Source organism: Achromobacter xylosoxidans (genome assembly GCF_014490035.1).
Classification (GTDB): Bacteria; Pseudomonadota; Gammaproteobacteria; order Burkholderiales; family Burkholderiaceae_B; genus Achromobacter; species Achromobacter bronchisepticus_A.
In genome coordinates this window covers 86,382-99,691 of the sequence record NZ_CP061008.1, presented here as the reverse complement: position 1 = coordinate 99,691, position 13,310 = coordinate 86,382, and the positions used below count along the sequence as shown (strand labels likewise).

Annotated in this window: 9 protein-coding genes; all 9 read left to right on the top strand. The window is 67.6% G+C overall.

Annotation, left to right across the window (positions count from 1 at the left end; all coding sequences use genetic code 11):
- The first annotated feature begins 1 nt into the window (after position 1).
- The 9 genes from aceK to IAG39_RS00435 all read left to right on the top strand — a co-directional run bounded on the left by aceK (position 2) and on the right by IAG39_RS00435 (position 13,036).
- A complete protein-coding gene (gene aceK, locus IAG39_RS00475; RefSeq protein WP_118934052.1) occupies positions 2-1,858 on the top strand; it encodes a bifunctional isocitrate dehydrogenase kinase/phosphatase in 1,857 nt (618 codons plus the stop codon).
- A gap of 35 nt (positions 1,859-1,893) precedes the next feature.
- Positions 1,894-3,075, top strand: coding sequence for an acetyl-CoA C-acetyltransferase (locus tag IAG39_RS00470; protein ID WP_059376625.1), 1,182 nt, complete (start codon positions 1,894-1,896; stop codon positions 3,073-3,075).
- 225 nt (positions 3,076-3,300) lie between these two features.
- On the top strand, positions 3,301-4,908 hold the full coding sequence (locus tag IAG39_RS00465) for a carboxyl transferase domain-containing protein (protein ID WP_059376622.1): 1,608 nt from the start codon (positions 3,301-3,303) through the stop codon (positions 4,906-4,908).
- Positions 4,909-4,964: 56 nt separating this feature from the next.
- On the top strand, positions 4,965-6,989 hold the full coding sequence (locus IAG39_RS00460; RefSeq protein ID WP_118934051.1) for an acetyl/propionyl/methylcrotonyl-CoA carboxylase subunit alpha: 2,025 nt from the start codon (positions 4,965-4,967) through the stop codon (positions 6,987-6,989).
- A gap of 84 nt (positions 6,990-7,073) precedes the next feature.
- Positions 7,074-7,493: a VOC family protein gene (locus IAG39_RS00455; RefSeq protein WP_118934050.1), complete on the top strand. Its 420-nt coding sequence runs from the start codon at positions 7,074-7,076 to the stop codon at positions 7,491-7,493.
- 107 nt (positions 7,494-7,600) lie between these two features.
- The gene (locus IAG39_RS00450) at positions 7,601-8,821 is read left to right on the top strand and encodes an MFS transporter (RefSeq protein WP_118934049.1); all 1,221 of its coding nucleotides are present in this window, start codon (positions 7,601-7,603) and stop codon (positions 8,819-8,821) included.
- Positions 8,822-8,950: 129 nt separating this feature from the next.
- Positions 8,951-9,496, top strand: a complete 546-nt coding sequence (locus IAG39_RS00445; protein ID WP_118934048.1) for an RNA polymerase sigma factor — start codon at positions 8,951-8,953, stop codon at positions 9,494-9,496.
- Entirely contained in the window at positions 9,493-10,509 is a 1,017-nt protein-coding gene (locus IAG39_RS00440; RefSeq protein WP_118934047.1) for a FecR family protein, read from the top strand. The genes IAG39_RS00445 and IAG39_RS00440 overlap by 4 nt, the downstream gene beginning before the upstream one ends.
- A 100-nt stretch (positions 10,510-10,609) precedes the next feature.
- A complete protein-coding gene (locus IAG39_RS00435) occupies positions 10,610-13,036 on the top strand; it encodes a TonB-dependent siderophore receptor (RefSeq protein ID WP_118934046.1) in 2,427 nt (808 codons plus the stop codon).
- The last annotated feature ends 274 nt before the right edge of the window (positions 13,037-13,310 follow it).

Sequence of the window (13,310 nt, the reverse complement as noted above, 5' to 3'; positions counted from 1 at the left end):
CATGATCCGCATGTCCGACGTCCAGCACATCGAGCAGGCGCCCGCTCCGGGCCCATCGCCGCTGGACGTCGCGCGGCTGATCCTGGCGGGCTTCGACCGCCACTACGCGCTGTTCCGCTACAGCGCCCAGCGCGCCAAGGCGCTGTTCGAATCCGGCGACTGGCACGGCATCCAGCGCCTGTCGCGCGAGCGCATCGAGTACTACGACATGCGGGTGCGCGAATGCGCCACCCAACTGGAAGGCGTGCTGCGCGGCCGCCCCGAAGGCGCGGTCGGCGCCAACGGCAGCGCGGCGCCCGCCCTGAGCGATGCGCAGACGGCATTCTGGCAACAGATCAAGCAGGAATTCGTGGGCCTGCTGGGCGACCACCGCCAGCCCGAATGCGCCGAGACGTTCTTCAACTCGGTGTCCTGCCGCATCCTGCATCGCGACTACTTCCACAACGCCTTCCTGTTCGTCCGCCCGGCCATCGCCACCGACTACCTGGACAGCAGCATCCCGTCGTACCGCGTGTATTACCCCGCCACCGACGGGCTGGAAAAAAGCCTGATCCGCATGGTGGCGGATTTCGGCCTGGCGCTGCCCTTCGAAGACCTGCCGCGCGACACCCGGCTGCTGGCGCGCGCCGCGGTCAAGCAGCTGCGCGCGATCCTGCCGCGCCACGTCGGCCGGCGCATCGCCAGCGATTGCCAGATCCACGCGCTGGGCTCGCTGTTCTTCCGCAACAAGGGCGCCTACATCGTCGGCCGTCTGATCAACCAGGGCACGGTGTATCCCTTCGCGGTGGCGCTGATGCGCAACCCGGCGGGTCAGGTCGTGCTGGACGCGCTGCTCCTGGGCGCTGACGACCTGAGCACGCTGTTCAGCTTCACGCGCGCCTATTTCCTGGTGGACATGGAAACGCCGGCCGCGGTGGTGAACTTCCTGTCCAGCCTGCTGCCGCGCAAGCCCAAGGCCGAGCTCTACACCATGATCGGCCTGCAGAAGCAGGGCAAGACGCTGTTCTACCGCGACTTCCTGCACCATCTGGCCCATTCGCGCGACGCTTTCGACATCGCCCCCGGCATCAAGGGCATGGTGATGTGCGTGTTCACGCTGCCGTCCTATCCCTACGTGTTCAAGCTCATCAAGGACCGCATCGACAAGGACGGCATGGACCATGCCACCGTGCGCCGCAAATACCAGATGGTGAAGCTGCACGACCGCGTCGGCCGCATGGCCGACACCTGGGAATATTCACAGGTGGCGCTGCCGCGCACCCGTTTCGCGCCGGCGCTGCTGGAAGAGTTGCGCCGCCTGGTGCCCAGCCTGATAGAGGAAACTGGCGACACGGTGGTCATCCGCCATGTCTACATCGAACGGCGCATGACCCCGCTGAACATCTATCTGCGCCAGGCGTCGGACGCGCTGCTGGACCCGGCCGTGCGCGAATACGGGGACGCCATCCGCCAGCTGGCGGCGGCCAATATCTTCCCCGGAGACATGCTCTACAAGAACTTCGGCGTCACGCGCCTGGGCCGGGTCGTTTTCTACGATTACGACGAAATCCAGCGCATGACCGAAATGAATTTCCGGCGCATTCCGCCCGCCCCCAACGAAGAGGCGGAACTGGCGTCCGAACCCTGGTATGCCATCGGTCCGAATGATGTCTTCCCCGAAGAATTCGGACGCTTTCTGCTAGGCGACCCGCGCGTGCGCGGCGCCTTCATGCGTCACCATTCCGACCTGCTGGAACCGGAGTGGTGGCAGGCCTGCCGCGCCCATGTGGCGCAGGGCCGGATTGAAGAATTTTTCCCTTACGATACGGACAGACGCCTGCGTCCGGAACGCCCTACGGGCGAACCCGCGGCCTCGTAACCCCAGAGCTGTCCCGACCCTCACAGGAGCTAGCCATGTCAGATCCCATCGTCATCGTTTCCGTCGCCCGCACGCCCATGGGCGGCATGCTGGGCGCCTTGTCCGGCCTGGCCGCGCACGAGCTGGGCTCGATCGCCATCAAGGCCGCCGTCGAACGCGCCGGCATCAAGCCCGAGCAAGTCGAAGAAGTCATCATGGGCAACGTGCTGCAGGCCGGCCAGGGCCAGGCCCCGGCGCGCCAGGCAGCACTGGGCGCCGGCCTGCCGCTGGGCGTGGCTTGCACCACCATCCACAAGGTCTGCGGCTCGGGCCTGAAGGCCGCCATGTTCGGCCATGACCTGCTGGCCGCGGGCAGCGCCAACATCGTCGTCGCTGGCGGCCAGGAAAGCATGAGCAACGCGCCCTACCTGCTGCTCAAGGGCCGCCAGGGCTACCGCTACGGCCACAACACCGTGTATGACCACATGGCGCTGGACGGCCTGGAAGACGCCTACGACAAGGGCAAGGCCATGGGCGTGTTCGCCGAAGATTGCGCCGCCAAGTATTCCTTCACGCGCGAACAGCAGGACGCGTTCTCGCTGGAATCGCTGCGCCGCGCCCGCGCCGCGTCGGAAGACGGCAGCTTCAAGTGGGAAATCGCCCCCGTGACCGTGGCCGGCCGCAAGGGCGACACCGTGATCGACACCGACGAAGCCCCCACCAAGGCCATGCCGGAAAAGATCCCCACCCTCAAGCCCGCCTTCAAGAAGGACGGCACCGTCACCGCCGCCAACTCCTCGTCGATCTCCGACGGCGCCGCCGCCATGGTGCTGATGCGCGCCTCCACCGCCGAGAAGCTCGGCGTGAAGCCGCTGGCCCGCATCGTCGCCCACAGCCAGCATTCGCAAGAGCCGAACTGGTTCACCACCGCCCCCGTGGGCGCGCTGAAGAACCTGTTCGCCAAGACCGGCTGGAAGGCCGAGGACGTGGACCTCTACGAAATCAACGAAGCCTTCGCGGTGGTCACCATGGCTGCCATGGCCGACTTCAAGCTGCCGCATGACAAGGTCAACGTCCACGGCGGCGCCACCGCCCTGGGCCACCCGATCGGCGCGTCCGGCGCCCGCCTGATGGCCACCCTGGTCGGCGCGCTGCGCAAGACCGGCGGCAAGCGCGGCGTGGCCACGCTGTGCATCGGCGGCGGCGAAGCCGTTGCCATGGCGATTGAAATGATCTGACGCAACGCCGGGGGGCTTCGGCCTCCCGGCTTTCGATGGATTCCGCTGCGCCTTTCTTGCATGGCGTCATAGCGCGACGGGTCGGTCGCGCGCCATGCAGGAAAGGCGCAACGAAATCCCTCTTCGGTACCCCTGACCGACAAGAATGCCCGGCCCACCGGGCAGCGAGACAAACCGCTCCACGAGCGCCTTCAAATTTCCAACAAGCAGGACGGGTGGAACCCCATGCCCATCATCGAATCCCGCATCAATCCGCGGTCGCAGGACTACACCGACAATGCGCAGGCCATGCAGGCGCAGCTGGACGATCTGGACCAGCAACTGGCCCATACCGCGCTGGGCGGCAGCGAAGCCGCGCGCGCCAAGCACGTGGCGCGCGGCAAGCTGCTGCCGCGCGACCGCGTTGAACACCTGATCGATCCGGGCACGCCGTTCCTGGAACTGTCGCCGATGGCGGCGCACGGCATGTACGGCGGCGAAGCCCCCGGCGCCGGCGTCATCACCGGCATCGGCCGCGTGGCCGGCACCGAATGCGTGATCGTCTGCAACGACGCCACGGTCAAGGGCGGCACCTACTACCCGATGACGGTCAAGAAGCACCTGCGCGCGCAGGAAATCGCCGCGCAGAACCATCTGCCCTGCGTCTACCTGGTGGATTCGGGCGGCGCCAACCTGCCGCAGCAAGACGAGGTCTTCCCCGACCGCGAACACTTTGGCCGCATCTTCTACAACCAGGCGCAGATGTCCTCGCAGGGCATTTCGCAGATCGCCGTGGTGATGGGCTCCTGCACCGCCGGCGGCGCCTACGTGCCCGCCATGAGCGACGAGTCCATCATCGTCAAGAACCAGGGCACCATCTTCCTGGGCGGTCCGCCGCTGGTGAAGGCCGCCACCGGCGAGGAAGTCAGCGCCGAGGACCTGGGCGGCGGCGACGTGCACACGCGCCTGTCCGGCGTGGTCGACCACCTGGCCGCCAACGACATGCACGCGCTGCAACTGGCGCGCAACGCCGTCGCGCGCCTGAACCGCAAGAAGCCGCAGCCACTGGCCACCATCCCGGTGCGCGAGCCGCGCTACGATCCGAACGAACTCAACGGCATCATCCCGGCCGACACCCGCAAGCCCTACGACGTGCGCGAAGTCATCGCGCGCATCGTGGACGGCTCCGAGTTCGACGAGTTCAAGGCGCGCTTCGGTCCCACGCTGGTCACTGGCTTCGCGCACATCCATGGCATGCCCGTGGGTATCGTGGCCAACAACGGCATCCTGTTCTCGGAGTCCGCGCAGAAGGGCGCGCACTTCATCGAACTGTGCGCACAGCGCAAGATCCCGCTGGTGTTCCTGCAGAACATCACCGGCTTCATGGTCGGACGCAAATACGAAAACGAAGGCATCGCCCGCCACGGCGCCAAGATGGTGACGGCCGTGGCCACCGCCAACGTGCCCAAGTTCACCGTGCTGATCGGCGGCTCGTTCGGCGCCGGCAACTACGGCATGTGCGGCCGCGCCTATTCGCCGCGCATGCTGTTCATGTGGCCCAACGCCCGCATCTCGGTCATGGGCGGCGAACAGGCCGCAAGCGTCCTGGCCACGGTCAAGCGCGACGGCATCGAGGCCCGCGGCGGCCAGTGGTCGGCCGATGAGGAAACCGCCTTCAAGGCGCCGATCCGCGAACAGTACGAACGCGAAGGCCATCCCTATTACGCCACCGCGCGGCTGTGGGACGACGGCATCATCGCGCCGGCCGACACGCGGCGCGTGCTGGGGCTGGCCCTGTCGGCGGCCTTGAACGCCCCCATCGAGGACACCAAGTTCGGCGTGTTCCGCATGTAGGGCGGCTTGGCCGTCCCCATTGCAGCCCAAGAATAATTTCAGCCTGGATGACATCCATGTTCGACACTTTGCTGATTGCCAACCGCGGTGAAATCGCCTGCCGCGTGGCCGCCACCGCCCGCCGCATGGGCATCCGCACCGTCGCGGTGTATTCCGACGCCGACGCCAACGCCCGCCACGTCGCCGCCTGCGACCAGGCCGTGTACATCGGCGGCTCCGAGCCGCGCGCCAGCTACCTGCGCGCCGACGCCATCCTGCAAGCCGCGCGCGATACCGGCGCGGGCGCCATCCACCCCGGCTACGGTTTCCTGTCTGAGAACGAAGCCTTCGCCGAGGCCGCCGAGAAGGCCGGCATCGCCTTCGTCGGGCCGCCGGCCTCCGCCATCGCCGCCATGGGCAGCAAGTCCGCCGCCAAATCGCTGATGGAAAAAGCCGGCGTGCCGCTGGTGCCCGGCTACCACGGCGACAACCAGGACCCGCAATTCCTCAAGACCCAGGCCGACGCCATCGGCTACCCCGTGCTGATCAAGGCCAGCGCCGGCGGCGGCGGCAAGGGCATGCGCGTGGTCGAATCGTCCGGCGCGTTCCTCGATGCGCTGGCCTCATGCCAGCGCGAGGCCGCCTCCAGCTTCGGCGACGACCGCGTGCTGATCGAACGCTATCTGCAGAAGCCGCGCCACATCGAAATCCAGGTATTCGCGGACACGCACGGCAACTGCGTCTACCTGTTCGAACGCGATTGCTCGGTACAGCGCCGCCACCAGAAGGTGATCGAAGAGGCTCCCGCGCCCGGCATGACCGAAGAGCGCCGCCGCGCCATGGGCGAGGCCGCCGTGGCCGCCGCGCGCGCCGTGGGCTACGTGGGCGCAGGCACGGTGGAGTTCATCGCAGAACCCGACGGCCGGTTCTACTTCATGGAAATGAACACGCGCCTGCAGGTCGAGCACCCGGTCACCGAAATGATCACGGGCCACGACCTGGTCGAATGGCAACTGCGCGTGGCCGCCGGCCAGCCGCTGCCGGCGCGCCAGGAAGACCTGCGCATCCAGGGCCACGCCATCGAGGCCCGCATCTACGCCGAGAACCCCGAGAAAGGCTTCCTGCCGTCCATCGGCACGCTGGCCTACCTGGGCCTGCCGGCGCACACCGCATTCGCCAACGGCGACATCCGGGTCGACGGCGGCGTGCGCATGGGCGACACCATCACGCCGTTCTACGACCCCATGATCGCCAAGCTGATCGTGCACGGCGCCGACCGCGACCAGGCCCGCGCCCGCATGCTGCAGGCCCTGGCCCAGACGCAGGCCGTGGGCGTGCAGACCAACGTGGCTTTCCTGTCGCGCCTGATGCAGGACAGCGCCTTCGCCGCGGCGGACCTGGACACCGGCCTGATCGAACGCCAGCGCGCCACGCTGCTGCCCGAACCCCAGGCGGCCAACGCCGCCACGCTGGCGCTGGCCTGCGCCGCGGTGCTGGTGCGCCAAGGCCTGGCGCAGCCGCAGGCTACGGGTGGCAAGCAGCCCGCCGACCCCTGGGACGCGCGCGACGGCTGGCGCCTGGGCGGCCGCTACCAACGCCAACTGCAATGGGTGGACAACGGCGAGACCCGCCACGTCACCGTCGCCCGCCAGGGCGGCGTCTGGACCCTGGACAGCGGCGCAGGCCCGCAGGCCTTCCTGTGGCGCGCCCACGCCAGCGCCAACCCCAATCTGGCCTACGGCCTGCGCATCACGCTGGACGGCCATGAAAGCGCCGGCACCGTCGTGCTGCACGCCGAAAAGGCCCACGTCTTCGGCGAAGCCGGCGTGCACGTGCTGGACCTGTACGATCCGCTGGCGCATTCACAGGACACCCAGGGCGAACACGGCGGCGGCCTCACGGCCCCCATGCCCGGCAAGATCATCTCGATCTCGGTCAAGGCCGGCGACACCGTGGAAAAGGGCCAGCCGCTGCTGGTGATGGAAGCCATGAAGATGGAGCACACCATTTCCGCGCCCGCCGACGGCAAGGTCTCGGAAGTGTTCTACGGCGTGGGCGATCAGGTAACGGAAGGCGCCGAGCTGGTCGCCATCGGCGAGTAGCCAGGCGCGCAGTAACAAAATCGTCATCCTCCCCGCCGCCCGCGGGTGCATCATGGGCGCTCCTGCATTTTCACAGGAGTACCCATGATGAGTGCTATGCCCTCCGAATCCGCGGCGCCCCGGCTGTTCCCAACCCTGCGTTGCCGCGATGCGGACGCCATGCTGCGCTGGCTTACTGGCGTACTGGGTTTCACCGAACACGCCGTCTATCGCGACGACGGCGCGGTGCAACATGCGGAACTGGCTTATGGCAGCTCCCTTTTGATGCTGGGTCCTGACCGCGACGACGCCCATGGCAAACTGGTAGGCGACCTGCAAGGACGCCGCACCGACGCGCTGTATTTGGCGGTGGATGATCCGGACGCCCTGCACGCGCAGGTCCAGGCGTCCGGCGCCACCATCGAAACCCCGCCCTACGACACCGCCTACGGCAGCCGTGAGTTCGCCTGCCGCGATCCGGAGGGCAACCTGTGGAGCTTCGGGACGTATTGGCCGAAGGCATAACGGCATGCGCGGCCGGGGACACACGAGCCGCTCTTAGTTTCCCGTCAGCGACTTCTCCCTAGAATGCGGGGTCCGGCGCCCGTCGCGCGCCCAAAGCGCAATCCCCGATGCCCGCCCCCGATTCCCCCAGTCCGCTTCAACGTCCCGCCTTCCTGCATTACCTGTTCGCGCGCATCGGCGCGTCGCTCGCCTTCCAGATCGTCTCCGTCGCGGTGGGCTGGCAGATCTATGCATTGAGCGGCAGCGCCCTGGACCTGGGCCTGATCGGCCTGGCGCAATTCCTGCCCATGGCGGCGCTGACCCTGGTGGTGGGCCACGTAGCCGATCGCTACGACCGCCGCAAGATCGTGGCGGTATGCATGGCGCTGGAGGCGCTGGCCACGCTGGTGCTGGCGATCGCGGCCCTGCACGGCGTGGGCGGCAAGACGCTGATCTACGCCACCATCATCATCATGAGTTCGGCCCGCGCCTTTGAAGCGCCGACCCTGGCCACGCTGATCCCGGCGGTGGTGCCGCGCGAATGGCTGCCGCGCGCGACCGCGCTGGCCTCGTCCGGCGGACAGATCGCGCAGATCGCGGGTCCTGCGCTGGGCGGCGTCGGCTACGGGCTGGGAGCAGGGTGGATCTATTGCGTGGCGGCGGCCCTGTACCTGTCCGCCTTCGCCTCCATCGCCACGCTGGTCATCGAACGCGCCCCGCCGCGCAAAGAACCGACCACCTGGCGCACGCTGTTCGCCGGCATCACCTTCATCTTCCAGCGCCGCCTGCTGCTGGGCACCTTGTCGCTGGACCTGTTCGCCGTGCTGCTGGGCGGCGCCACGGCGCTACTGCCGATCTTTGCCAAGGACATCCTGAACGCGGGCCCCTGGGCGCTGGGCGCGCTGCGCGCCGCTCCCGCTTGCGGCGCCGCGCTCATGTCCTTGACGCTGGCCCGCCTGAGCCTGGGCGAACACGTCGGCCGGCTGCTGTTCGGCGCGTTGATCGTGTTCGGGCTGGCGACCACGGTATTTGGCCTGTCGACCTCGATCCCGCTGTCCATCGGCGCGCTGGTGGTGCTGGGCGCGGCGGACGCGGTCAGCGTGGTGGTGCGCTCGTCGCTGGTGCAGCTGAACACGCCCGACCATATGCTGGGACGAGTGAGCGCGGTGAACACGCTATTCATCGGCGCCTCAAATCAGCTGGGCGAATTCGAGTCCGGCGTCATGGCCGCGGCCTTCGGCGCGGTGCCCGCGGTGGTGATCGGCGGGGTCGGCACGATTGCCGTGGCGGGGTTGTGGATGCGGTGGTTTCCCGAGCTGAGGAAGCTCAGGAGCTTGCACACGCCCTGAAGCGATAAGGCGCGGCTCCTCCTGGCAGTGCCTGATAATCTTGATACAATAAGAATCATTATCATTTGATCAAGCCATGCCTACGCGCCCAGGTCACAGAACCCGGCGCCGGACATCGACAGGGGCATCATGGGGGAGCGGTTCTTCGGCGTGATCGCCGAGGCGTACAAGGCGTGGAACGTGGAGCTGGTCGGTTTCCTGAACCGCCAGCTCAAGCGTTCGCCCGAGGCCGCCCAGGACCTGGCGCAGGAGACCTTCGCCAAGTGGTTGGCGGCGCATGACGGCGCCACGCCGCCGGAGAAGCCGCGCGCCTATCTGTACGAGATCGCGCGCAACCTGCTGCGCGACCACTGGCGCCGCGAAAGCGTGCGCGACGAGCACGTGGTGGCCAGCCTGGACGACCAGGGCTTCGAACCCACGGCCGTCGGCCTGGCCGCCCCCGCCGGCCAGCAGCCCGAGGCGCGCGCCGACGCCAGCCAACGCCTGCGGTTGCTGCAGGCCGCCATCGACGAGATGCCGCCGCGCCAGCGCGAGGCCTTTCTGCTTTATCGGTATGATGAGCTGCGTTGCGAGGACATCGCCGACCACATGGGAATCTCTGTGCGCGCGGTCGAAAAGCATCTGCAACTGGCGCTGGCGCACTGCAAGCGCCGTGTCCACGGCGAAACGCCATGACCCGATCCCTACCTTTGTCCGCTGTCGAAGAGGCCGCGAGCGCATGGTTCATGCGCCGCCGGGAGCGCGCGTCCGATGCCGGCGCCGAACAGGCCTTCCAGTCCTGGTTGCAAGCTTCGGCCGAGCACCGGCGAGAGTACGAGCGGCTGGAGCTGGTGTGGGAAGACATGGCGGCGCTGCCGCGTCCGGACTCCGCGCGCACACATTCGCAACCCACCAGCCACGCTCAGATCCCGCCGCGCAGCCGGCCGCAGTCCCGGCCCCGCGCGTGGTCGGCACCGGCCCGCCGCCCGGCCTTCCTGCGCTGGGGCGGCGCCCTGGCCGCGACGCTGCTGATGGCGGCGGCCGCCTACCAATACGTGCCCATCAGCTACGAGACCGTCGCCAACGCGTCCACCCAGACCCGCAGCCTGGACCTGCCTGACGGCACCCGCCTGCATGCCAACGTCGGCACGCGCGTGAGCGTGCGCTACACGCTCGCCGAGCGCCACATCCGTGTCGACGGCGGCGAGGTCTACATCGACGCCGCGCCCGACCGCCGGCCGCTGATCGTGGCCGCAGGCAATGCCGAACTGCGCGACATCGGCACCGAGTTCAACGTGCTGCTGCTGCCGGACGTGCTGCAGGTCGGGGTGCGCAGCGGCGAAGTCAGGCTCGACGCCAAGGGCGCCAACGCCCCCGCCGCGCAGACGCTGAAGGCCGGCGACACGGTGCTGCTGTCGCGCGCCGACGCGCGCCTGTTGCGCCGCCAGCAAGTGCCCGCCAGCGAGATCGGCGCCTGGCAGGGCGGCGTGGCGGTGATGCACGACACCACATTGCAGCAGCTGGCCGGCTATCTGGCCCTGTACCGTGACACGCCGCTGCGCTTTGCCGACGAGCGCGCACGGGGCTTGCGCCTGTCCGGCACGCTGGACCTGCGCCAGCCCGACGCGGTGCTGGACATGCTGCCCGGCCTGTTGCCGGTGACGGTAAGCCGGCGGCCGGATGGCGCTGCGGTGATCGGCAGCCGCTGAAGATAAGAATTAAGAATTATTTTTAATTAGACAGGTTCGGGTTTTGGCGGCTGGCGCGTCTTCCCCAGTTGAAGATCCACTTCCAGACTGGGGAAAGTCCATGGCGCAACGCCATTTTCATCGTCGGCTGAGCGCCGGCCGTTACGCGCTGCTGTGCGCGCTGTCCATGACCGCCGCGCTGGCGGTCCAGGCGCTGGCGCCGTCCGCGGCCCATGCGCAGAGCGCCGCCGCGCACACCTTCGACTTGCCCGCCGGCAGCCTGGCCGACGCGCTGGTGGCGCTGGGCCGGCAGGCGCAGCTGCAGGTGCTGTTCAGCCCCGACGTGGTGGCCGGCCTGAGCGCCCCCGCCGTATCCGGCTCCATGACCCCGCAGGTCGCGCTGAACCGCCTGCTGGCGCGCAGCGGCCTGGTGGCCGTGCAGAGCGGCTCGGGCTTCGTGGTGCGGCGGCCGGCCGACGCATCGTCCGCCGATGCCACCACGTTGGCGCCCGTGACGGTCACCGGCCGCGACCTCACCGTCACCGAAGGCACGGGATCCTACACGGCCCCCGCCGTCACCATCGGCAAGAACGCGCAAAGCCTGCGCGAAATTCCACAATCGGTGTCGGTGGTGACGCGCCAGTTGCTGGACGACCAGAACCTGACCACGCTGGACGACGCCATGCGTACCGTCACCGGCATCACGGTGGAAGCGGGCAGCATCGGCGGCAACCATGGCAACTTCTACTCGCGCGGCTATGCCCTGGACACGATCCAGGTCGACGGCGTGAACACGCCGGCCAGCACCGGCAACGACCTGTCCTCGGGCTTCGGGCTGGCCATCTACGACCACATCGAAGTGCTGCGCGGACCCTCGGGCCTCTACCAGGGCGCGGGCGATCCCGGCGGCACGGTGAACCTGGTGCGCAAGCGCGCGCAAAAGGAGTTCGCCTTCAGCGGCCAGGTCATGACGGGATCGTGGGACCGCTACTACACCGAGGCCGACATCACCGGCCCCTTGGACAGCGACGGCCGCCTGCGCGGCCGCCTGGTGGCGTCCTATGACGACCGCAAATCCTTCGTCGACGGCGTCTACACCGAAAAACCGCTGTTCTACGGCACCCTGAGCTTCGACCTGACGCCCGACACCGTCCTGACCGCCGGCGCCACGTACCAGCAATACAAGGGCCGCCCGTTCTTCGGCCTGCCCGGCTACACCGACGGCCGCCTGCTGGACGTGCGCCGCTCCACCAACCTGGATCCCAGCTGGAACCACATCACCGAGGAAGTCACCGAGTACTTCGCCGACGTGGACCACCGCCTGGCCAACGGCGGGCGCATCAAGGTCAGCGGCATCTACCGCGAACAGGATGAGCCCAGCCGCGAATTCGGCTGGTCCGATTGCGCGGTGGACCCGATCACCGGCGACACCTGCCTCATCAGCTGGAAGTACCGCAGCCACTGGAAGACCTACGGCCTGGACGCCTTTGTGGCCACGCCCTTCGAAGCCTTCGGCCGCCAGCACGAGTTGACCGTGGGCGCCGACTACCGCAACGTCCACAAGAACTTCCGCTACGGCGGCGGCGACAACGCCGACACCAACCTCTACCACCCCAACAACAACATCCCCAAGCCGGACTACCAGTACACCAACGGCAACGACAGCAAGACTGATCAGTACGGCCTGTATGCGCGCACCAATCTGCGCGTGACGGACGCGGCCACCCTCATCGCCGGCGGCCGCTACACCTGGTGGGAAAACCGCACGCAGAACCGCAACGCCTACTTCAACCAGTTCACCAACACCAGCGACAAGATCAACGGCGAGTTCACGCCCTACCTGGGCCTGGTGGTGGACCTGAACGAGCAGTTGTCCGCCTACGCCAGCTACACCAGCATCTTCACGCCGCAGACCGTCACCGACGTCAACGGCCAACTGCTGGACCCGCGCACCGGCAAGCAATTCGAGATCGGCCTGAAGGGCGAATTCCTGGACAAGCGCCTGAACGGCCACGCCGCGCTGTTCCGCATGGAAGACGAGAACCGCTCCATGACGGACCCGGACAATCCGCTGTTCTCCATGGCCGCGGGCAAGATGCGCAGCCAGGGCTTCGAGGCGGAAATCAGCGGCAGCCCCGCGCCGGGCTGGGACATCACCGCCGGCTACGCCTACACCACCACCAAGACCCTGAAGGGCACGGAAGAGCAGAAGTCGCAGCAATACGCCTTCATCACGCCGCGCCACACCTTCAACCTGTGGACCAAGTACACCTTCGCCACCGGCACGCTGGAAGGCCTGTCGCTGGGCGCGGGCGTACGCAGCGTCAGCAGCATGTACCGCCTGAACGGTCCGGTGAAATTCGAGCAGCGCCCGTACACCACCGTCTCCGCGCAAGCCGGCTACCGCTTCAACAAGCACCTGGAAGGCACGCTGACGGTGAACAACCTGTTCGACAAGGTCTATTACCAGCGCGTGTGGGCGGCGTATGGATCGAACTACTACGGCGAGCCGCGCAGCGTGATGCTGAATCTGCGGGCGACGTACTGAGAGAACGCGCCGCGCGAAACCCATCCCCGTGCTGCAACGGGCGATGGGTTTCGCGCGTTGCAGGACAGTTCTGTCCGCCACGTCTTTCTTGCGCCACACCCATCCTCCAATCCCCGAGCAAAACGCCGATTCCGTGGCAGACTAGCCACAGGCGCTCCATGCATTGCAGTCCGACACAATTGGCAAATTGTTGTCCGACGCGGATTGCGACGGGCGATTAGGATGGCGCCGCACAGACAGAGACAGGCGATCACAAGGCTTTCCCGCCTGAGGC